This is a genomic window from Coprococcus comes ATCC 27758, assembly GCF_025149785.1.
Taxonomy (GTDB): Bacteria; Bacillota; Clostridia; order Lachnospirales; family Lachnospiraceae; genus Allocoprococcus; species Allocoprococcus comes.
On the sequence record NZ_CP102277.1, the window covers coordinates 588,859 to 611,951 of the forward strand.

Here is a 23,093-nt window from a genome sequence, read left to right on the forward strand (position 1 = left end):
AATCAATAAAAATATATACAAAAAAACTATAAATAAAATAGAAATCGAAAATATCAATTGGACAATATTGATATGATGAAGCATAATTTATATGTATCTTCATATAAAATACATAAAGGAGGAAGACATGAGGAGAATGAAAAAGATTGTTACAGTGTTAATGGCTTTATCATTGACTGTAACAGGAATGCTTGGAAGTGGGATGACAGCCAAAGCGGACAGCTGTGGCGGATTGGCGGAGGAAGATGTATATACTCCCGGAGAGGATGAAGTTATTAAAGACCCATTACTCCATTGGGCAATCCGTTCATCAATGAACGCGATTAAAAGCAATGTAAAACTGACAGCAGATATGGTGGGGGATAAATCTGTTCGGAACATTTCGTTTGAATTATGCAGTCATGCGGATGATTTCGCAGACTGGACAAAACCATACTGGATTGAAAATTTAGAGGGAATTCAGTATGCAAAGTCAGCGACGATGGTAGATATCGGATATACTTCAGCGATTGAGGGAAAAAGCATCAAAGACTTGAGCCCTCTTTCTGCGTTGACGCAGCTGGATATTCTGATCTTAAAGCAGGATGGAATCACAGATGTCAGCGCACTAAAAACACTGGTAAATTTATCACAGCTTGATCTGTCCATGAATGGGGCGATTAAAGATGTGTCATCAATCAAGGATATGAAAAAATTATCTACATTGAATTTATCTTCCAATGCGATTGAAAATGTAGATGATATTAAAGATTTAACAAAATTACAGTATTTAAATATATCAGGAAATAAAATATCTGCATTACCTGATATGAGTAAGCTCACAGATCTCAGGACACTGCTGGCTTCAGATAATAAACTGACAGATGTAACACCTGTTGGACAACTGAAAAATCTTGAAGCACTGGACCTTACTAAAAACAGCGGAATTACAGATGTAAAAGCACTTGCAGGACTGACACATCTGGATCCGGATCGGACTTATCTGCCAACAGCAGAAATGAAAACAGATCTTTTTGCAGCAATTGATGTAAATAAAATTTTTGAATTATTTAATATCAGCAAGATGACAACTGGTGATCTTGATAATGTACAGAAGGCGCTGGATGCTTATGATGCTTTATCAGATGAACAGAAGACATATATTGATAGTAAAAAGGTGGAGGCTACTAAGAATAATAAAGCAAAAGTTGAAGCAGGAGATGAACCAGAATATTATCCGGAATACGATAATGGTGGCGTAAAACAGCCGATATTAGACCGCCTTGAAATTAAGGTTGTAGATAAAAATGGCAAGTCACTTCCGAAGGTAAACTTTGTAAGAAAAAGAATAAATACGGGAGCGACGCCGTCAGAGTATACTTTTACAACAGATAAGAATGGGATCTTAACGTTGAAGCATACATCTATTGATGCATGGTATGATAAAATTGTAGTTGAAGTAGATAATACAGATGATGTGAAGTATGTTTCGAATCCGGAAAAAATAGAATATACAGTCAATAGTTCCATACAGACAGAAACGGTTAACGGGAAAACCGCAACTGGTCTTGAAGAATTGCAGTTTGTACTGATTCCGGAAGATGAATATGTGGATAAAACTGGACTGGAAGAAGTAATACAAAAAGCAGGAAGTGTTGAGGAAGAATATAAATATACAGAAGAGACATACAAAGCGTATCAGCAAGTTTTGGCGGAAGCACAAAAGGTATTCAGTGATGTAGATGCTTCAAAGGAAGATGTACAAAAGGTTACGTCAAAATTGGAAAAATCTCTTTCGGAATTGAAAAAAGCAGACAAGTTAACGACATTAAAAGTGATTGTTAGAGATGCAAATGGTAACTTATTTACAAGACCGTTTAAGTTCCAGTATACATCTGACAAAGAAGGATATAATTCGTATTCGGATGCATATACAGGAATCATGTATTTACCAGCATCTGCTGCATGGAAAGAGGGAGAGACATGGAAGTTATTCCCGTGTTATCAGGAACTCTATTCTGCAGATCCGGTTATTAATTTTACAGTAGGCAAAGAAAACGGAAAATCTTATTTTAAAGAGATCAATGGTGAAACGGTCGGCGTTGATTATGAAAAGGAGATTACAGTAACCTGGACTGGTATAGAAACTCCGGGATTTGAACCAAGAACACCAGACAATACAGTATTGAAAGAAGTTATTGAGCAAATGAAAGCTTATACTTCTGAGGTATATACACCGGCAAGCTTTGAAGCATTAACACAGGCAATCAACAAGTCAGAGGAAACTGCAGGCAAAGCAGATGCTACGCAGGAAGATTACAATGCAGCAGTAGCAGAACTAAAAAAAGCAGCAGCAGACTTGAAGATGGAAGCAAACAAGGTTGCATTGGGAAAGGAAATTGCTTATAAGACTTCTTACAGTCAAGCAAATTATACAACAGCAACATGGAAAGTATATAAAGAAGCACTGGAAAATGCAGAAACAGTCAATGCAGATGCAAATGCATCACAGGAACAGGTAGATGCAGCATTACAGCTTCTTAAAGATGCGGAAAGCCAGTTGAAATGGAGAGCTGACAACTCTAAACTGAAAGAAAATCTGCAAAAGGCAAAAGATTTAAACGAAGATGATTATCAGAGTGGATGGGATGCATTGCAGAACGCAATTAAAACTGCGGAAGACGTGGTTGCTAATGCAGATGCGACAAAAGCAGAGATTGATTCTGCAAAAGCAGAGCTTGAAAAAGCAATGGAGGATTTGGTTGAGAAACCAACAGAGGTAGATTATTCATGCTATCAAGGAGTATTCCGAGCAAAAGTAATGGATGAAGATGGCAATCCGTTAAAGGGTGTTAAATTTAATGCTGTTATAGACGGAACAGTAGATGATTATCCAATGGTATCTGACAGTAATGGTATTATTTCTTATAATGTAACTGGAATTTATAATGGCGGTAAAACAACACATATTGTTTTAGCAGATACAGCGGACTATGAAACGGAAGATGATCATTATTTTACAGCATCAGGAAGTGGATGGGTAGGAACAATAGATGCAATTGATGGTATTCCGTATATAAGTGGTATTAAGCTTACATATACTTTGAAAAAGAAATCTGGCGGTGATACACCAGCACCAGAACCGGGAAATAAAGTTCTTTCTGACGAAACGACATTCCGTGCAAAAATAATAGATGAAGCAGGAAAGGCAGTAGATGGAGTTGAGTTTGATATAACACCAGATGATCCACTTGTGGATACATACCATGCAACAAGCAAAAATGGTGTTATTGAACAGAAAGTGGGTAATGTCGATTTTATGGTAACATTTACAGTAAAACTTGCAGAAGGTCAGAAGGATGCTGAAGGAGAACTGTATGTGTGTGCTGATCGACATACATATAAAACGAATGGTAATTATGTAATAGCACCAAAAATTACGGAAATTGATGGAAAAGCCCTTGCAGAAGCAGGAGAGATTACCTTTGTATTAAAGAAAGATGGCGGCAATACACCTATACCGGAACCGGAGGATAAAGTACTTTCAGATACAACGACATTCCGTGCAAAGGTAGTAGATGAAACAGGAAAATCCGTAGATGGAGTAGAATTTGAAATTATTGATAAAGCATCTTTAGATGCAGAGCCGATTACAGTTAAAAGCGCAAACGGAAAAATTGAACATCAGATAAATGCAAGTACAGATATTCAAAAAACATATACAGTCGGTATGAAAGAAAATGCAGATTGGAAGTGTGAGGACACACATAGTTTCAAAACAGGTGGATACTATGGCTTTGGAAATGCAACGATCACATCAATTGATGATACGGCCCTTGCAGAAGCAGGAGAAATAACATTCGTATTGAAGAAAGACGGTGGCAGTACCCCAGAACCTGTAAAAGCAGACAAAACAAAATTAAAAGAAGCTGTGGAAATTGCCGGATTAAAGAAAGAAGCAGATTATACGCCGGAATCATGGTCTGAATATCAGAAAGCAGTTGGAGAAGCACAGAAGATTCTGGACAAAGAAGATGCAACGCAGGAAGAGGTTGATGCACAGATCGAAGCGTTAAAAGCAGCGGTAGAGAAACTTGTAGAAATCAAAAAGCCAGTTGTTACAGACAAGAATACAATTCGTATTAAAGTGGTAAATGAAGCGGGCGAAGCTGTAAATGATTCGATTGCATTTAAAGTAATTCCAGATACGGGATATCCGTTTAATCTGTATGCGTCTAAAGGAGTTGTAGAATATCCGGTCAGTGACGGAGATTATGGAACAAATCTTATGACTGTACAGCTGAAGAATGAGTCAGTACAGCTTGATGGAAAAGAATACATTGTAGTGCCTGAAAAACATGAATTTACGATTCAATCAAGCACACTCGGAACTTTAGTGACAAAAGTAGATGGGGAAGATGTAGGTAACGGAAAGGAAGTTATTTTCATATTGACAGAAAAAACAGTACCGGTTGTAGACAAGAGCATGCTTCAGGCGAAAGTTAATGAAGTAAAAGATATGAAACAGGGAGATTATACGTTAAACAGCTATAAGGCTTTTAAGACGGCGATCGCAGAAGCAGAGACAGCTCTTGATAATCCAAATGCAACACAGCAGGATGTTGATCAGGCACTGTCTGTACTGGAAGAAGCACAGAACAACCTGAAGACAGTACGGGGAATGCGTACCCTGACAATTGCTGTATCGAGTGAAGATGGAAGCCAGCTGCAGAGTAATATCAAATTTATTCGTGATAATGTGTACTATAATGTACAGAATACAATGTTCGCAAATGATGGAACACTCGTATGGAAACTGACAGGATATGAAGATGCAGGAGAATATGAAATTTATCTTCCGGAAGATTCTGTTTATATTGCAACTCCGGCTGTAACAAAGATTACAATTGGAAAAGAAGACGGAACATCTGTAGTGGAAAAAATCAATGGTGTTCCGGCAGCAGAAGCACAGGCTGGAATCCGGCTTCTTGCAAAGAGTACAGATGCATGTGATAAGGTTACATTCCGTGCATATGTACAAGATGAAGATGGAAAGATTCTTCCTGGAATAAGCTTCAATGTATTGAATGGAGATCCGCAGGTACTTACATCTGATGAAAATGGAATGATTCAGTATGATGTTACCGTATGGGATATTGATACAGATATGACTGTAAGTCTTCAGGCGAATGATCAGTGGTCATGCGATAAACAGGTTATCTTTACAGTTTCAGAGGATCCGGAAGTAGAAGGGCGAGGTGTTATCAGAGCAATTGATGGAACTGCATTTGCAGGTGGAGAAAAGATTGTTTTTGTACTTAGAGATAAGAACAAACCACAGCCTGTAGATAAGACAGGTCTTGAAGGTGCAATCAAAGAAGCACAGGCAATTGAAAAAGATCTTTACACAGAAGAAAGCTATGGAGTGATGGAACAGGCTTTGGCAAATGCGTTAACTGTGGATCGTGACGATAATGCAACACAGGAAAACATAGACAGTGCGGCACAGGCTCTTCGCGATGCAATGAACGGTCTTGTTAAAAAAGAAGTTCCGCAGCCGGTAAATAAAGAAGCATTAGGAAAGGCGATTAAAGAAGCACAGGCTTTGAAGAAAGATGATTATACAGATGCAAGCTTTACAGCTTTTGAAAATGCTTTGAAAAATGCGGTTGCAATAAATGAAAATGCTGTTGCAACACAGGAAGAGGTAAATAATGCAGAAAAAACTCTTCGGGATGCGATAGCTGGACTGGTTAAGAAAGATGGAGAGACTCCAACTCCGAATCCGGAAGATAAAAATCAGAACAAGCCGAATTCAAATCAGCAGAAACCGTCAGATACAAACCAGACATCAAATAATACACAGCTGACAAATGCTGCACAGAATACAACTGTTAAGACAGGTGATACGGCAAACTTTATGATTCCTATTGCTGGAATTGGAATGGCAGCGATCTTATTAGTATTAGCGATTGTGTTAAGAAAGAAATACAGAAGATAAGGAAGAAATAATTTAAAAATTAGTAATGAAGCAAGGCGGGACAGTTGTTCTGTCTTGCTTTTTAATCTTTCTGTAGAGTGGTGTGTTTTTTTATTAGATACAATCTCATATCAAATTGACAACACATTGTCAAAGTGTCATAATTATCCGCGGAGGTAGTATTTGGAAAACTACAAAACTATACTCTGACTGAATCACAACAATTTCATATCGAAATCGTTTCCGTCAACAGGTGACGGAGAAGGAGCTTATATTTATTAAGAGGTAAAATAAGACTCAGGGAATACGAAGAATAGCAGAAGCATTTGCAGGGAGAAGTATACCTTGATGATGCTTTTTTCATATAATAATTTGGAATTATGGAAAAAAGCATGGTTACACTCTATGTTTATGCTTATTTTTGTGTTTCCGGACAGAAAAGGAGTAAGACATGACAGTTGAGATGCTAAAAGGAAAGATTCATCGTGCTACGGTAGTACAGGCAGAATTAGATTACGTGGGAAGTATTACCGTTGATGAGGAACTGCTGGAGGCAGCAGGAATTATGGAATATGAGAAGGTTCAGATCGTGGACGTGAATAACGGAAGCCGATTTGAAACTTATACGATCTGTGGTAAGCGTGGAAGCGGAATGATCTGCTTAAATGGCGCTGCGGCAAGATGTGTAAGTACAGGTGATAAGGTTATTATCATGTGTTATGCAAATTATGATGCAGAAGAAGCCAGAGAACATAAACCAAAAGTTGTTTTCGTGGATGATGAAAATAAGATCAGCCGTGTGACAAATTATGAAAAACATGGGTTGTTGAAAGATATGGCATAATCAGGATTGTGGGAGCTCAAAGTGGGTAGCAATCCGTAGATTATGCAAAAACAGAACATGAAATTAGTTGAATTCAGAACAAGAGGCTATCTCCGAATTTATTATAAAGAGGAGAATTATCATGCAGGTAACAACAACAGTCGAAGAGACAAGAAAATTAGTTAAGAACTGGAAAAAAGAAGGAAAAACCGTAGGTCTTGTACCGACCATGGGATTCTTACATGAAGGGCATGCAAGCCTGATAAAGAGATGCCGTGAGGAAAACGATATCGTTGTGGTATCCGATTTTGTCAATCCGACACAGTTCGGACCGACAGAAGACCTGGAAGCATACCCGAGAGATTTTAAACGTGACAGTGAGCTTTGTGAGAGCCTTGGAGCAGATCTGATCTTCCATCCGGAACCGAAGGATATGTATCATGATCCACATGCTTACGTAAGTATTGATACGTTATCTGATACCCTTTGCGGAAAGACAAGACCGATCCATTTTAAAGGGGTATGTACGGTTGTTTCCAAATTATTCAATATTGTAGCACCGGACAGAGCTTATTTTGGACAGAAGGATGCACAGCAGCTTGCAATCATCCGCAAGATGGTGCAGGATTTGAATTTTGATATCCAGATCGTAGGCTGCCCGATCATCCGTGAGGAAGACGGACTTGCCAAATCATCCAGAAATACCTATTTAAGCGCAGAAGAGAGAAAGGCTGCACTGTGCCTTTCAAGAGCCGTTAAAACCGGTCAGGAGGCGATCTGCAAGGGAATTAAGGCAGAAGAAGTTCTGTCAAAGATGCGCGCAGTGATCGAAGCAGAGCCGCTTGCAAAGATCGACTATGTAGCCATGGTAGATGCACTGGATATGCAGCCGGTCGAGAGTGTGGAAAAAGATGTTCTGGTTGCCATGGCAGTTTATATTGGAAAAACAAGGCTAATCGACAATTTCAGCTATGAGGTATAGCCTATGGAAAACAGAATGAAAAAAGTGGGAAAGGTCAGCTCTTTTCTTACAAAATATATCGGGGGCATCATTATCTGTTTTTCCGTCATTGCATTCTTCTGGCGTGACGGCTTTGTGTGGACAACGAGCTACACTTCTGTATTTCTCGGAGTTGCCATGTTCGGCATGGGGCTTACGATCAAGATGGACGATTTCAAAAGAGTCTTTTCCAGACCAAAAGAAATCCTGATCGGATTCATCGCACAGTACACAATCATGCCGGTGATCGCGTGGATCCTGTGTCAGGTTATGCAGCTGCCGACAGATCTGGCACTTGGCGTGATCCTGGTTGGCTGCTGCCCGGGTGGAACGGCAAGCAATGTGATCACCTATATTGCCGGAGGTGATGTGGCGCTTTCTGTCGGAATGACGATCACATCAACTCTTGCGGCACCGATTGTAACACCACTTCTGGTGTATGTACTCGCCGGAGCCTGGGTAGAGGTATCCTTCTGGGCAATGGTAATTTCTGTAGTAAAGGTTGTTCTGGTTCCGGTACTTCTGGGAATTCTGATCAACTGGGTCTGGGGGAAACAGATCCAGAAAATATCAGAGGTTCTGCCACTGATCTCAGTTGTATCGATCGTAATGATCATCAGCGGAATCGTAGCCGTCAATGCAGAAAAAATCTTAAGCTGCGGACTTCTGGTCCTCGGAGTTGTGATGCTTCACAATCTCTGCGGAATGGGAATCGGACTCGGTGCAGCGAAAATTTTACATATTGAGTACGATAAGGCAACTGCCATTGCCATCGAAGTCGGAATGCAGAACAGTGGACTTGCAATCTCCCTTGCAACTGCCAATTTCGTGGCAAATCCACTGGCAACCCTTCCGGGGGCGATCTTCAGTGTATGGCATAATATATCCGGATCTTTGTTTGCAGGGATCCGCCGGAGCGGAGAACAGACGAAAGAGGCATATCAGGAAGTTACAGAATAAGAAAAATCCTGCGATTTTGAATTGGCAAAACCGCAGGATTTTTTGTACTCAGAACAGAAAATACAGAGACTAAAGCACGTCATTTTTTTACCGATTTGAATGGCAGATGAATGGAAAAGAAGAGAACAGGAACTCTTCTTTTCCATTCATTTGCCCCTCGCGTCAAACAAAAAAATTTCCCTCTTGTCAAATCATTCCGATTATGTTATATTATCAAATAGTTTGAATATAAAAATATTTTAAACGAAAAAGATTTTAAAACAAAAATAAATGGAGAGAACAACCATGAGAGGAAGGATATGCGGTACCGGTTCTTATATACCGGAGCATTATTACGACAACAATGATCTCGCGAAGTTTGTGGAGACGAATGATGAATGGATCCGTGAACGGACCGGAATTGTGCGCAGACATATTGCAGAAGAAGATACAACAGTCAGCATGGCGATAAAAGCGGCAAAAAATGCACTTACAGATGCAAAATTAAATGCAGACGATCTGGATCTGATCTTGGTATCTACAATCACGCCAAACACCGTGATCCCAAGCACTGCCTGCGAAGTCCAGAAAGAGCTGGGAGCAGTAAATGCAACCTGTTTCGACATCAGTGCCGCATGCAGCGGTTTTGTGTATGCCTACAATACTGCGCAGGCTTACATAGCAGCCGGAATGTATCAGAACATTCTGGTGATCGGAAGTGAAACCCTATCCGGAATTGTCAACTGGAAAGACAGAGGGAGCTGCATTCTTTTCGGTGACGGGGCAGGAGCAGCCGTGATCTGTGCAGAAGAAGGTGAAATCTTTCCGGCAGTTACCCATTCTGACGGAGCAAAAGGACAGGTACTTGCCTGCGAAAGCCGTCAGCAGAAAAACTGGCAGGACAAAGAAAATGAAAAACAGACTTATGTATCCATGGATGGACAGGCAGTTTTCAAATTTGCCGTAAAAAAAGTGCCGGAAGTCATCGGAGAACTTCTGCAAAAAGCAGATCTGACCGAGAAAGATATTGATCTTTTCGTTCTGCATCAGGCAAACTTACGGATCATCGAATCTGTGGCAAAACGGATGAAAACAGACCTTGCAAAATTCCCGGTCAACATTGAAGAATACGGTAATACATCATCCGCCAGCATCCCAATCCTCCTGGATGAACTGAACAAAACCGGTCGCTTCCACAAAGGACAGAAGATTGTTCTCTGCGGCTTCGGTGCCGGACTCACCTGGGGAGCCACACTCATAGAGTGGTAAATATAAAAATAATCAAACAATAAGGAGACTAAGAACATGTTAGAAAAAGTAAAAGAAATCGTAGCAGAAGGACTTGACGTAAACGCAGCAGACCTCACAGAGGAGACAACTTTTGAATCTCTTGGAGCAGATTCCCTTGATCTGATGGATATGGTTATGACATTTGAAGATGAATTTGGTGTGGAAATCGATACGGAAGCAATCGGTGATCTCAAGACAATCGGAAGTGTTGTAACATACATCGAAGGACTGAAAAAATAAGAATCGCAAAAACACAGACAGAAAGAGGTTGTAATATGAAAACAGAAGTAACCGAATTACTTGGAATCGAGTATCCGATCATCCAGGGCGGAATGGCCTGGGTTGCTGAGTATCATCTTGCGGCCGGCGTATCAAATGCCGGCGGGCTTGGGCTCATCGGGGCTGCAAGCGCCCCGGCTGAGTGGGTACGTGAACAGATCAGAGAAGCAAAAAAGCTGACTGATAAACCATTTGGAGTAAATATCATGCTGATAAGTCCTTATGCAGAGGACGTGGCAAAAGTAGTAGCGGAAGAAGGCGTAAAGGTTGTAACGACAGGCGCCGGAAGCCCGGAAAAATATATGAAAATGTGGAAAGAAGCAGGAATTAAAGTCATTCCGGTGGTTGCATCCGTTGCACTTGCAAGAAGAATGGAACGGTGCGGGGCAGATGCAGTTGTTGCGGAAGGATGTGAATCCGGAGGACACATCGGAGAAAATACGACTATGGTACTGGTTCCACAGATTGTAGACGCAGTGAAGATTCCGGTAATCGCAGCCGGAGGAATCGCAGATGGAAGAGGAATTGCGGCAGCATTTATGCTGGGAGCAAAAGCCGTACAGATGGGAACCCATTTTGTTGCGACCGAAGAATCTATCGTACATGAAAATTATAAAAATGCGATCATCAAAGCGAAGGACATTGATTCCAGAGTAACCGGAAGAAGCACAGGACATCCGGTAAGAGCACTTCGCAACCAAATGACGAAAAAATATCTGGACCTTGAGAAAAACGGTGCATCCTTTGAAGAACTTGAGCACCTTACACTTGGAGGCTTAAGAAAGGCCGTTGTAGACGGAGATGTGACAAACGGAAGCGTAATGGCGGGACAGAGTGCAGCCATGGTAAAAGAGATCATGAGTTGTAAAGACCTGATCCAAAAGCTGGTAAGTGAGACGGATGCACTGATCGGAGGCAAAGGATTTTATGAATAAAACAGCATTCATTTTCCCGGGACAGGGCGCGCAGAAGTGCGGTATGGGAAAAGATTTTTATGAAAACAGTGAACTTGCAAAAGAGATTTTTGATACAGCAACAGCAGAGCTGGGACTTGATATGACAAAGCTTTGCTTTGAAGAAAATGAGCAGCTGGATCAGACAGAATACACTCAGGCAGCCATGGTAACAGCCTGTCTTGCAATGACAGCCGAGATTGAAAAGAGAGGTCTTACACCGGATGTGACAGCCGGGCTCAGCCTTGGAGAGTACTGTGCGATCAGCGCAGCGGGAGGCATGCAGCCGAAAGACGCCATTTCTCTTGTGAGAAAAAGAGGGATTCTGATGCAGAATACCGTTCCGGCAGGTGAAGGAGCCATGGCGGCAATCCTGGGACTGGATGGAGAAACGGTTGAAAAAGTGACGGAAGAAATTCCGGGTGCGTCTGTGGCAAATTATAACTGTCCGGGACAGATTGTAATTACAGGAAAGACCGCAGCGGTAGAAAAGGCAGCAGAGTCTTTAAAAGCAGCCGGAGCAAAAAGGGCGGTTCTGTTAAATGTAAGTGGTCCGTTCCACTCAAAGATGCTGGAAAGTGCAGGCGAAGAGCTTGCGAAGGAAATGGAGAAGAGAAATTTTGAACCACTTGCCATTCCTTATGTGACGAATGTTACGGCAAAATATGTGACGGATATCAAAGAGACAAAGGCACTTCTTGCAAAACAGATTTCTTCACCGGTACGATGGGAAGAAAGTGTGAGAACTATGATTGAAGATGGTGTAGACACTTTTGTGGAAATCGGACCGGGAAAAACACTCGCCGGATTTATGCGGCGTATCGACAAAGGTGTCAAAGTATATAATATCGAAACCTGGGAAGATATGGAAAAAGTAATTGCTGAACTGGTGTAAAAAACAGGCAATGGAAAGGAAAAGCATATGACAGACAGAGCAAATTTGGAAGGACAGATCGCGGTGGTTACCGGCGCGTCCCGTGGAATTGGAAAGGCAATTGCGAAGGAGCTGGCTGCACAGGGAGCAACAGTTGTGATCAATTACAATGGTTCTGAAGCAAAAGCAGATGAAGTAAAACATGAAATTGTAGAAAAGGGTGGATGTGCCCAGTGTATGCAGTGCAATGTGGCAGATTACGAGGGATGTGAAGCATTTATAAAAGCAGTGATCGAGCAGTTTGGAAGAATCGATATTCTGGTAAATAATGCAGGGATCACAAAGGATGGTCTGCTGATGCGTATGAGTGAAGAAGATTTCTCCGATGTCATTGATGTCAATCTGAAAGGAACTTTCCATTGCATCCGTTTTGCATCCAGACAGATGATGAAGCAGAGAAGCGGAAAGATCATCAATCTTGCATCTGTAGTTGGAATCAGCGGAAATGCCGGTCAGGTAAACTATGCTGCATCTAAAGCAGGAATTATTGGAATGACCAAATCTGCGGCAAAAGAACTGGCATCCCGCGGAATCACGGTTAATGCGGTTGCACCGGGCTTCATTGAAACGGAGATGACAGAAGTTCTTTCCGATAAGCTCAAAGAAGAAATGAGAGGTCAGATTCCTCTTGCCAGAATGGGACAGCCAGAAGATGTCGCGAAGGCAGTGGCGTTTCTGGCGTCTGAGCAGGCGAGCTACATTACGGGGCAGGTTCTGCAGGTCGATGGGGGGATGGTGATGTAGGAATGGTTTGACGGGAGCTTGTGGGACAAATTGTACAAAAGATGTCCTTCAAATTCAGACTCGCAAACCATTCCGATGAGCCTCTGAAACCAAGGATTGTGTCAGCAAAGGCTTCCACAATCCTTTGAGTCTCATCTCCATTGCTCGAAAAATGAATTTGAATGACATCTTTTGTACAGTTTGTCATTCAACTTAACCTAAAAATACTTATAAGATGATAAATTTTATCAAAAAGTGAAACAGTCAACAACACACCAAAGGAGGCAATATGAAGCGCAGAGTTGTTATTACGGGGCTTGGAGCGATTACCCCGATTGGTAATACAGTAGAAGAATTCTGGAACGGTATCAAAAATGGAACCGTAGGAATCGGTCCGATCACAAAATTTGATACAACCGAATATAAAGTGAAGATCGCAGCGGAAGTCAAGGACTTTGTTGCAAAGGAACGGATGGATTTCAAGGCATCGAAGAGAATGGAAACATTTTCCCAGTATGCGGTTGCAGCGGCGAAGGAAGCGTGTGCGGATGCGGGATTTGAAATTGAAAAAGAGGATCCGTACCGTTGTGGCGTGATCATCGGTTCAGGAATTGGAAGTCTGCAGCAGATCGAGAAACAGTACACGACAATCCTGGAAAAGGGACCGGGAAGGGTAGCACCACTGATGGTTCCGATGATGATTTCCAATATGGCAGCCGGAAATGTATCGATCCAGCTTGGGCTTAAAGGAAAGTGCACAAATGTCGTTACAGCATGTGCAACGGGAACCAATTGTATCGGGGATGCGCTTCGTGCCATTCAGTACGGAGATGCGGACGTAATGTTTGCAGGTGGTACGGAAAGCTGTATCTGTCCGACGGGGATTGCCGGATTTACCGCACTTACCGCACTTACTACCAGAGAAGATCCACTGCGTGCATCAATTCCATTTGATAAAGACAGAAGTGGGTTTGTTCTTGGAGAAGGAGCCGGTGTGGTGGTTCTGGAAGAGCTGGAGCATGCGAGAACAAGAGGCGCAAAGATTTACGCAGAGCTTGCAGGTTACGGGGCAACCGGAGATGCTTACCATATCACTTCCCCGGCAGAAGACGGAAGCGGTGCGGCAAAGGCGATGGAGCTTGCGATGGAAGAGGGCAGCGTGACACCGGAAGAAGTACAGTACATTAATGCACACGGAACCAGCACGCACCATAATGATCTGTTTGAAACCTATGCGATCAAGAAAGCATTCGGCGATGCGGCAAAGGATGTGGTTGTGAATTCAACGAAATCCATGATCGGTCATCTTCTTGGTGCGGCAGGTGCGGTTGAGTGTATCGTTACTGTAAAATCTATTCAGGATGGATTTATCCATCAGACCGTTGGAACCAGGGAATGTGATGATGAATGTGATCTGAACTATGCAGTTGGCGCACCGGTCGAAAAAGAGATCAAATGTGCGCTCACCAATTCCCTTGGATTTGGCGGGCACAATGCAACCCTTCTTTTGAAGAAGTATGAAGGATAGAGGTAGAAGGATGGAATTAGAAAATCTGGTAAAACTGATTCAGACCGTTTCAGATTCGGACCTGACAGGATTTCAGTATGAAGAAAACGGTGTGAAATTGAAAATACAGAAAGAAAAAGAACAGATGGTTGTCAGTACAGGGGCAGCACAGCTGACGACAGTACAAAACGTGCCAGGAGCGCAGAGTAATGCGGTATCGGCACTGAAGTCGGAGGATGGACCGGAAAAAGGAAAAGAAGCAGAAGGGCAGCTGATCAAATCCCCTCTGGTTGGAACCTTTTATGCAGCACCGTCGGAAGAGGCAGCACCATTTGTGGCAGTTGGCGATCATGTGTCAAAAGGACAGACGGTTGCCATCGTAGAGGCGATGAAGCTGATGAATGATATTGAGTGTGATTTTGACGGTGTGGTATCGGAAGTACTCGTGAAAAATGGAGAAACTGTGGAATACGGACAGCCATTATTCCGAATCGCATAGCTGGATGGAGGGCGAAAAGCATGAAACATTTGGGAATCAAGGAAATTCAGAAAATCATTCCGCACAGACATCCGTTTTTGCTGGTAGATTATATCGAAGATTACGAGCCGGGGGAATATGCAGTTGGCTATAAATGTGTGACTTACAGAGAGGACTTTTTTGCCGGACATTTTCCACAGGAGCCGGTGATGCCGGGAGTGCTGATCGTAGAAGCACTGGCGCAGGTCGGTGCAGTAGCGGTTCTGATGCAGGAAGAAAATAAAGGAAAGCTCGGTTATTTTGGTGGGATTAAGAACTGCAAGTTCCGCAGAAAAGTTGTTCCGGGTGACAAGTTAAAACTGGAAGCAAGAATTATTCGTCAGAAGGGACCACTGGTAATCGGAGAAGCTGTTGCATCAGTGGATGGAGAAGTTGCAGTAAAGGCAGAGTTGTCTCTGATGATCGGGAAGGCGGAAACAGATGATTAAGAAAGTATTGATCGCAAACCGTGGAGAGATCGCAGTTCGGATCATCCGTGCCTGCCGGGAAATGGGGATCGAGACGGTTGCAGTTTATTCAGAAGCAGATAAAGAAGCATTGCATACACAGCTTGCAGATGAAGCAATCTGTATCGGACCTGCACCATCTTCGGAAAGCTATCTGAATATGGAGCAGATCATCAGCGCGACCATCGTGTCGGGAGCAGATGCGATCCATCCGGGATTTGGTTTCCTTTCTGAAAATACGAAATTTGCAGAGCTTTGTGAGAAGTGCAACATCATTTTTATTGGACCGGATTCGAAAGTGATCAGCAGGCTTGGAAATAAATCCGAGGCGAGAAATACCATGGCAAATGCCGGGGTTCCGATCATTCCGGGAAGCCGGGAAGCGATTTATGATGCAGCAAAAGGAAAAGAAGTTGCAAGAGAGATCGGCTATCCGGTGATCGTAAAGGCGGCTCTCGGCGGAGGCGGAAAAGGAATGCGTGTGGCGGAAAATGAAGCCGGATTTGACATGGCATTCCGTACTGCACAGAAAGAGACCAAGGCAGCTTTTGGAGATGACACTATGTACATCGAGCATTTTGTGCAGCATCCGAAGCACATTGAATTTCAGATCATGGCGGATAAGTATGGAAATGTGGTGCATTTAGGAGAACGGGACTGTTCGGTGCAGAGAAATCATCAGAAGATGATTGAAGAATCCCCATGTGCCGTGATTTCGGATGAGCTTCGCCGGAGAATGGGCGAAGCAGCGGTAAAAGCGGCAAAGGCAGCGCATTACGAAAATGCAGGAACCATTGAATTTCTGCTGGAAAAGAGTGGAAAATTTTATTTTATGGAAATGAATACCAGAATCCAGGTGGAGCATCCGGTCACAGAATGGGTGACGGGGATCGATCTGATCAAGGAACAGATCCGGATCGCAGACGGTCAGCGGCTTTCCTTTACGCAGGAAGATGTAAAACTGACCGGTCATGCCATTGAGTGCAGGATCAATGCGGAAAATCCGGAAAAGAATTTCCGTCCGTGTCCGGGAACGATCACCGATATGTACCTTCCGGGAGGCAAGGGTGTGCGGATTGATTCAGCAATTTACAGTGGATACACTGTACCGCCATATTATGATAATATGCTGGCAAAGCTGATCGTATTTGCAAAGAACCGTACTGAAGCGATCCGGAAGATGCAGAGTGCACTTGGTGAAGTAATTATAGAAGGCATTGATACCAATGTGGATTATCAATATGATATTTTGCATGATTCAAAGTATCAGGCAGGAGATTTTGATATTGAATTTATTGCCGAAAAAGAAGCAAAGAATCGGCAAGGTTAGCTCTACAAAAGCGGAGGTAAAGCAATTTGAAACTGTCAAATATGTTTAAAAAAACAAGCAGAAGAGGGTATATATATCTTGGCGAAGGAAAGCCTGCCCATATGGCACCGGAAGTTCCGGAGGGACTTCTGAAAAAATGTAACGTTTGCAAATCTGCCATTCTGACAGAAGATGTGAAGAATGGATATTATATTTGTCCAAAATGTCAGAATTATTTCCGTGTGCATGCGATGCACCGGATTGAAATGGTAGCAGATGCGGGCACCTTTGAAGAGTGGGACAAGGGACTGACTTCAGGAAATCCGCTGCATTATAAAGGCTATGAAGAAAAGGTAGAAGCACTGCAGGAAAAGACCGGGCTTGATGAGGCGGTTGTAACCGGAAAAGCAAGGATCGCGGGAAATGAAGTAGTTCTTGCAGTCTGTGACGGGCGGTTTATGATGGCGAGCATGGGAAAGGTGGTCGGCGAAAAGATTACCCGTGCAGTAGAAAAGGCAACCAGTGAGAGGATTCCGATTATTATATTTGCCTGTTCAGGAGGCGCCAGAATGCAGGAGGGGATCCACTCTCTGATGCAGATGGCAAAGACTTCAGCGGCACTGAAAAGACACCATGATGCAGGCTGTTTATATGTAAGTGTGCTGACCGATCCGACAACCGGCGGGGTAACGGCAAGTTTTGCCATGCTTGGAGATATCATTCTTGCCGAGCCGGGGGCGCTGATCGGTTTTGCGGGTCCGCGTGTGATTGAACAGACCATAGGGCAGAAGCTTCCGAAAGGATTCCAGAGGGCAGAATTTCTTCAGGAGCACGGATTTGTGGATCAGATTGTGGAGCGTCCGCGTCTTAGGGAAACACTGGCGGAAATTGTAGCAATGCATAAGCAGGGTACATACGATTTGCCAGAAGTAGAAGAAAAGGAAACACAGGCGGTACAGAGAAATCTGACACCATGGGAACGGGTGCAGTTATCCAGAGACAAGGCTCGTCCGGTCGGTGCGGAGTACATTGAAGAATTATTTACAGATTTTATGGAATTTCATGGAGACCGTTATTACCAGGATGATAAGGCAATCATTGGCGGGATTGCAAGATTTCACGGAATGCCGGTGACGGTGATCGCGCAGGCAAAGGGTCGCACGACAAAAGAAAATATCGAGCGTAACTTTGGAATGCCGTCACCGGACGGATACCGCAAAGCCCTTCGTCTGATGAAACAGGCAGAGAAATTTAACCGTCCGGTCATCTGTTTTGTAGATACGCCGGGAGCGTTCTGCGGGCTGGAAGCAGAAGAGAGAGGACAGGGTGAGGCAATCGCAAGAAATTTATTTGAGATGTCAAATCTTCAGGTTCCGATCCTGTCAGTTGTGATCGGAGAAGGTGGAAGCGGGGGAGCTCTTGCGATGGCAACTTCAGATGAAGTGTGGCTTCTTGAAAATTCGATTTACTCCATTCTTTCGCCGGAAGGATTTGCAAGTATCCTGTGGAAGGACAGCAGCCGCGCAAAAGAGGCGGCAGGTGTGATGAAGCTGACAGCAGATCGTCTCCTGAAAGCCGGTATCGTAGAACGGGTGATTCCGGAGCCGGAAAACTTCAATCTGGAAACATTTACAGAAGTGACAGATCCGATGGATGATTATATCAGTATTTTTTTGAAAAAATATGGTGCAATGACAAAGGAAGAACTTACCGAAAAGCGGTATGACAGATTCCGCAGGATGTAGTAGAAAGAGGAGAAGAAAAATGAAAGGATTACCGGAACTTGTGATTGGTGATTTGAAAGTAAAAAGACCGGTCATTCAAGGGGGAATGGGAGTCGGTGTGAGCCTTGGGCAGCTTGCCGGAGCGGTTGCAAAAGAAGGTGGAGTCGGGATCATCTCAACCGCACAGATCGGATTCCGTGAACCGGATTTTGAAACGAATACAAGGGCGGCAAATATCCGTGCAATTGGATCTGAATTTCAAAGAGCAAGAGAGACGGCTCCGGATGGCGTGATCGGATTTAATATCATGGTTGCACTGAAAGATTATGACGAGCATGTGAAAGCAGCAGTGGACGCCGGAGCAGATCTGATCGTATCCGGGGCAGGGCTTCCAATCGAGCTGCCGGGACTTGTGGAGGGCAGCAGTACCAAGATTGCTCCGATCGTATCGACTGAAAAATCGGCGAAAGTTATCTTAAAATACTGGGATAAAAAATTTTCCAGAACCGCAGACCTGGTTGTGATCGAGGGCCCCAAAGCCGGAGGACATCTGGGATTTGACCGGGAGCAGCTGGAAACTTACACACAGGAAAGCTATGATAATGAAATCGAGAGGATCATGGCAGTGGTCAGAAAGTACGCCAAAAAATATCAGGTGCATATCCCGGTGGCAGTAGCCGGAGGAATTTCGGATAAAGATGCGGCAGAGCATGCCTTTTCATTAGGAGCAGATGCAGTCCAGGCGGCAACAAGATTTGTCACGACATGGGAGTGCGATGCGGATCTTAGTTACAAACAGAGTTATCTGAATGCGAAGAAAGAGGATGTCATTCTGGTGAAAAGTCCGGTTGGAATGCCGGGAAGGGCAATTAAGAATCCATTTATCAGTCATGTAATGGCAGGAGAGAGGGTGAAGCCTAAGAGATGTCTTGGGTGTCTGAAAAACTGTAACCCGGCGGAAGTGCCATACTGTATCACGGAAGCGCTGATCAAAGCGGCAAAAGGTGAGATTGGAGAGGCACTTCTGTTCTGCGGAGCGGATGTGTGGAAAGCAGAAAAAATAGAAACTGTGAAAGAAGTGATTGATTCTTTGTTAGGTGACTGTGTATAATTGAACTAGAAAAAGACACAGCAAGGAGAAGAAGGGGAATTGGACGCATACGAAAGCATCAATAAGATATTGGTACATCTTTTTAATGATATATGGGAATTAGAAGAAAAGGCAGTGATCACAGAAGAATTCAAGGATCTGACGAATAACGATATGCATATTATTGAAGCAATCGGACTTGGGACCGGGAATAATATGTCCACGATCGCGAAGAAGCTCGGAATCACGGTCGGATCACTGACAACTTCGATGAACAGTCTGGTCAATAAAAAGTATGCAGTCCGCCACCGGAGCGAAGAAGACCGGAGGATCGTCAATATCCAGCTGACGGAAAAAGGGGAGAAGGCATATCATCATCATGCGAATTTTCATAAGAAGATGGTAGAAGCTGTTGTTGAGACGCTGGATGAAGAAGAGATCCCGGTTCTGACAAAGGCACTGGACAACCTGTATCAGTTTTTTAAGACGTATAACGGTTAAAATGAAAAATCCTCTGTCACTCTTTCATTAGAAAGGGCAGGCAGAGGATTTTTGGATTCTCCGGCTATACATGGATCCGGTCTAATACTTCTCCGATCGGCTCATGGATCGTCAGAGTTGCGCCTACATCACGGGCAGTTGCATCTTTGTTGATGAGTACCAGATATTTGCCGTGGAAATAATCGATAAATCCGGCAGCAGGGTAGACCACAAGAGAAGTACCGCCGATGATCAGCATATCTGCTTCTGAGATGGCGCGGATACTTTTCTGGATAATCTGATTATCCAGTCCTTCTTCGTAGAGAACTACATCCGGGCGGATAGTTCCGCCGCAGTTGCAGGTTGGGATTCCTTTCGATTCTTTTACAAAACGTGCACTGTACTGCTTTTTGCAACGCATGCAGTAATTGCGGTGGATACTTCCATGAAGCTCCAGTACATTTTTGCTTCCGGCAGCCTGGTGGAGTCCGTCGATATTCTGTGTGATAACGGCGGTCAGCTTTCCGGCGGCTTCCAGTTCGGCAAGCTTCAGATGTGCTTTATTTGGCTTCGCATCAAGGAACATCATTTTCTCTTTATAAAAATCATAAAATTCTTCCGTATGCTGCATGAAAAAGCTGTGGCTTACAATCTGCTCCGGTGAGTAGCGGTACTTTTGTTTGTAGAGTCCGTCTGCACTCCTGAAGTCCGGAATATTACTCTCGGTAGAGACGCCGGCACCGCCGAAAAAGACGATTCGGTTGCTCTCGTTAATCATGTCCTGTAACTGTCTGATCTTGTCCATAATTTGATAACCTCTTTTCTTGGAAAATCAAAACCTGTCTTTTTAATCACAGTATACCAAATGAAACGAAAAAAGAGAATAAAATAAAAAAATTCCTTGTCCCAAAAACATGCACCGAGTATACTATAAAGTATTGGATTGTAGAAAATTGGGGAAATCTGCAGACAAAATACATATGTCAAGGAGAGCGTAATATGAAAATGTCAAATATGAGGAATCTGTGTCTGATTTTATTGGGGAATACAGTATATGCACTTGCAATTGTAATGTTTATCCTGCCGAATGATATCATTACCGGAGGGACCACGGGGCTTGGAATTGCCGTGAATCATTATTTTGGATTCCAGATCCATACATTTGTACTGATCTTCAACACACTGATGTTTCTTCTGGGGGCTGCAGTGCTTGGTATGAAATTTGCACTTACTACACTGGTCAGTACGTTTTATTATCCGATCATTCTGGGAATACTGGAGAATGTTCCGGTATTACAGAACGTCACAGACGATAAGATGCTTTCAACGATCTGTGGAGGTCTGATGATCGGACTTGGAATCGGAGTTGTTATAAGATGCGGAGCATCAACAGGAGGTATGGATATCCCGCCGCTGGTACTGAATAAGAAATTCGGACTTCCGGTATCTGTTATGCTCTATGTATTTGATTTTGCGATTCTGATCTTCCAGATGGTATTTACCAATAAAGAAGAGATCATCTATGGTATCCTTCTGGTATTGATTTACACGGTGATGCTGGATAAAGTGCTTCTGATGGGATCGACCAGAACACAGGTCAAGATCATTTCCGGAGAGTATGAGAAGCTGAACCATCTGATCCAGGAGAAACTTGACCGAGGAACTACACTGGTCTACACGCAGACCGGTTATTTGAGAAAGGATCAGCCGATGATCCTTACCGTTGTGTCTAACCGTGAACTGATGCGGCTGAACCAGATCGTGCAGGAGACAGATCCGCAGGCATTTATGATCATTGGCAATGTAAATGAGGTCAGAGGACGGGGATTTTCAACACAGAAAGTATATAAAAACGAAGTGGGCATGAATGAATAAACAAGAGCTTGAGAATGAGGAAGTAAGACAGGAAGAGAAAAAAACAAAGAAGAAAAAGGTCCGGAAAAAGAAGACCATGTTTGGACATATCCGCAGTATCATCAGTATTCTTCTGGTTGTGGGAATCATCGGAGGAAGCTACTGGTATTATGCATTCCAGTACAGAGCCGAGGTGGAGCCGGAGACAAACCGGAAGGTGACGAATACGGATTCCGTTTACACGATGGAGCAGTATCTGAAAACGCTGAAGCGCAACCAGACTGTTTATAAGTACGCGTGCGATGAAGCCGAAGTGGACAATGACTACGGGACTTATGTTGTGCCTGGACTGAAGTCAACAAGGACGCTGAAAGTAAAAGGGGACGGAGAAGCAGAAGTCTGCACATCCATGACACCACAGGGACTTGCATTTACAGAGGATTATATTCTGGTCAGTGCTTATTGTAAGACAAAGGCACATGATTCGGTGATCTATGTGATCGACAAAGAAAGCAGACGGTTTGTGAAAGAGATTGTGCTGAACACCAAAGCCCATGTGGGCGGAATGGCATACGATACGATGAACCAGATCCTGTGGGTGACAGGACAGGGTTCCACCTGGGCGCAGGCAAATGCGATCACACTGTCTCATCTGGAAAATTATTCCTTTGATGACGGATATCATCCGATTGAATTCGATATGTCTTACAACCTTTATAAGATCAAGCGGGCGTCATTTATGACGTATCATGATGGCGCATTGTTTGTCGGATTCTTTACACAGGATAATGCCAGTGTCATTGAAAAATATCTGATCAATGCAGACGGCACCTTGTATGAAAAAGAAGACATGAACCTGAAACGGACGGTCGGCGTGACGGAGCCGGTTGCCTATGCGGTCAGTATGCAGGTAATTTCCGGTAAGGTGCAGGGAATGGCATTTTACAACAATAAGATCCTGCTTACCAGATCCTGGGGGATCCTGCCATCGGAGGTACAGATCTTCAACTATTCCAGATATGGAATCTTGTCAACCTCCGAAGCTTATAAGACGATCAAGTTTCCGGAGAGGCTGGAACAGATCTATCAGGACGGTGGCAGCATTTATGCACTTTTCGAGTCGGGGGCTTATGCCTACCGGATGTCATCCATTAACCGAATTGACCGTGTTGTGAAGCTGAAAGGAAGCAAACTGGTAAAATAAAGACTGAAATCCATGAAATCTGCTTGAATCGGAAGTAGATT

At 43.5% G+C, this 23,093-nt stretch carries 19 protein-coding genes; 18 read left to right on the top strand and 1 reads right to left on the bottom strand.

Going from position 1 to position 23,093, the window contains the following annotated elements; translation table 11 throughout:
* Positions 1 to 127 precede the first annotated feature (127 nt).
* The 16 genes from NQ556_RS03140 to NQ556_RS03215 all read left to right on the top strand — a co-directional run bounded on the left by NQ556_RS03140 (position 128) and on the right by NQ556_RS03215 (position 20,015).
* On the top strand, positions 128 to 5,980 hold the full coding sequence (locus NQ556_RS03140; RefSeq protein ID WP_204575792.1) for a leucine-rich repeat domain-containing protein: 5,853 nt from the start codon (positions 128 to 130) through the stop codon (positions 5,978 to 5,980).
* A gap of 430 nt (positions 5,981 to 6,410) precedes the next feature.
* The gene (gene panD, locus NQ556_RS03145; RefSeq protein ID WP_008372736.1) at positions 6,411 to 6,803 is read left to right on the top strand and encodes an aspartate 1-decarboxylase; all 393 of its coding nucleotides are present in this window, start codon (positions 6,411 to 6,413) and stop codon (positions 6,801 to 6,803) included.
* 121 nt (positions 6,804 to 6,924) lie between these two features.
* Positions 6,925 to 7,764 carry a pantoate--beta-alanine ligase gene (gene panC, locus NQ556_RS03150; protein WP_044999039.1) on the top strand — a complete coding sequence of 280 codons (840 nt, stop codon included), beginning with the start codon at positions 6,925 to 6,927 and terminating at the stop codon, positions 7,762 to 7,764.
* Positions 7,765 to 7,767: 3 nt separating this feature from the next.
* On the top strand, positions 7,768 to 8,742 hold the full coding sequence (locus NQ556_RS03155) for a bile acid:sodium symporter family protein (protein ID WP_008372739.1): 975 nt from the start codon (positions 7,768 to 7,770) through the stop codon (positions 8,740 to 8,742).
* A 285-nt stretch (positions 8,743 to 9,027) separates the two neighbouring features.
* Positions 9,028 to 9,990, top strand: coding sequence for a beta-ketoacyl-ACP synthase III (locus NQ556_RS03160; RefSeq protein ID WP_022220152.1), 963 nt, complete (start codon positions 9,028 to 9,030; stop codon positions 9,988 to 9,990).
* A 36-nt stretch (positions 9,991 to 10,026) separates the two neighbouring features.
* Entirely contained in the window at positions 10,027 to 10,251 is a 225-nt protein-coding gene (locus NQ556_RS03165) for an acyl carrier protein (RefSeq protein WP_008372743.1), read from the top strand.
* Positions 10,252 to 10,286: 35 nt separating this feature from the next.
* The gene (fabK, locus tag NQ556_RS03170) at positions 10,287 to 11,225 is read left to right on the top strand and encodes an enoyl-[acyl-carrier-protein] reductase FabK (RefSeq protein ID WP_008372744.1); all 939 of its coding nucleotides are present in this window, start codon (positions 10,287 to 10,289) and stop codon (positions 11,223 to 11,225) included.
* A complete protein-coding gene (fabD, locus tag NQ556_RS03175) occupies positions 11,218 to 12,138 on the top strand; it encodes an ACP S-malonyltransferase (RefSeq protein ID WP_008372746.1) in 921 nt (306 codons plus the stop codon). The genes fabK and fabD overlap by 8 nt, the downstream gene beginning before the upstream one ends.
* A gap of 27 nt (positions 12,139 to 12,165) precedes the next feature.
* Positions 12,166 to 12,921 carry a 3-oxoacyl-[acyl-carrier-protein] reductase gene (fabG, locus tag NQ556_RS03180; RefSeq protein ID WP_008372747.1) on the top strand — a complete coding sequence of 252 codons (756 nt, stop codon included), beginning with the start codon at positions 12,166 to 12,168 and terminating at the stop codon, positions 12,919 to 12,921.
* A 268-nt stretch (positions 12,922 to 13,189) separates the two neighbouring features.
* Positions 13,190 to 14,428, top strand: a complete 1,239-nt coding sequence (gene fabF, locus NQ556_RS03185) for a beta-ketoacyl-ACP synthase II (protein WP_008372749.1) — start codon at positions 13,190 to 13,192, stop codon at positions 14,426 to 14,428.
* Between the two features lie 10 nt (positions 14,429 to 14,438).
* Positions 14,439 to 14,906, top strand: a complete 468-nt coding sequence (accB, locus tag NQ556_RS03190; RefSeq protein WP_022220149.1) for an acetyl-CoA carboxylase biotin carboxyl carrier protein — start codon at positions 14,439 to 14,441, stop codon at positions 14,904 to 14,906.
* 20 nt (positions 14,907 to 14,926) lie between these two features.
* On the top strand, positions 14,927 to 15,373 hold the full coding sequence (fabZ, locus tag NQ556_RS03195; RefSeq protein ID WP_008372752.1) for a 3-hydroxyacyl-ACP dehydratase FabZ: 447 nt from the start codon (positions 14,927 to 14,929) through the stop codon (positions 15,371 to 15,373).
* Complete coding sequence (locus tag NQ556_RS03200; RefSeq protein WP_008372754.1) at positions 15,366 to 16,721, top strand: acetyl-CoA carboxylase biotin carboxylase subunit; 1,356 nt, start codon at positions 15,366 to 15,368, stop codon at positions 16,719 to 16,721. The genes fabZ and NQ556_RS03200 overlap by 8 nt, the downstream gene beginning before the upstream one ends.
* Positions 16,722 to 16,747: 26 nt before the next feature.
* A complete protein-coding gene (locus tag NQ556_RS03205) occupies positions 16,748 to 18,445 on the top strand; it encodes an acetyl-CoA carboxylase carboxyltransferase subunit alpha (RefSeq protein WP_081445263.1) in 1,698 nt (565 codons plus the stop codon).
* Between the two features lie 19 nt (positions 18,446 to 18,464).
* Complete coding sequence (locus NQ556_RS03210) at positions 18,465 to 19,535, top strand: NAD(P)H-dependent flavin oxidoreductase (RefSeq protein WP_204575794.1); 1,071 nt, start codon at positions 18,465 to 18,467, stop codon at positions 19,533 to 19,535.
* Between the two features lie 39 nt (positions 19,536 to 19,574).
* Positions 19,575 to 20,015, top strand: a complete 441-nt coding sequence (locus NQ556_RS03215) for a MarR family winged helix-turn-helix transcriptional regulator (RefSeq protein ID WP_008372762.1) — start codon at positions 19,575 to 19,577, stop codon at positions 20,013 to 20,015.
* Between the two features lie 64 nt (positions 20,016 to 20,079).
* On the opposite strand, the gene NQ556_RS03220 is transcribed toward NQ556_RS03215, so the two are convergent.
* Positions 20,080 to 20,799: an NAD-dependent protein deacylase gene (locus tag NQ556_RS03220; RefSeq protein ID WP_204575796.1), complete on the bottom strand. Its 720-nt coding sequence runs from the start codon at positions 20,797 to 20,799 to the stop codon at positions 20,080 to 20,082.
* A 194-nt stretch (positions 20,800 to 20,993) separates the two neighbouring features.
* On the opposite strand from NQ556_RS03220, the gene NQ556_RS03225 reads away from it, so the two are divergent.
* Both NQ556_RS03225 and NQ556_RS03230 read left to right on the top strand, forming a co-directional pair.
* Positions 20,994 to 21,869, top strand: coding sequence for a YitT family protein (locus NQ556_RS03225; protein WP_008372772.1), 876 nt, complete (start codon positions 20,994 to 20,996; stop codon positions 21,867 to 21,869).
* The gene (locus NQ556_RS03230; protein ID WP_008372774.1) at positions 21,862 to 23,052 is read left to right on the top strand and encodes a YncE family protein; all 1,191 of its coding nucleotides are present in this window, start codon (positions 21,862 to 21,864) and stop codon (positions 23,050 to 23,052) included. Before NQ556_RS03225 ends, NQ556_RS03230 begins: the two co-directional genes overlap by 8 nt.
* Positions 23,053 to 23,093 lie beyond the last annotated feature (41 nt).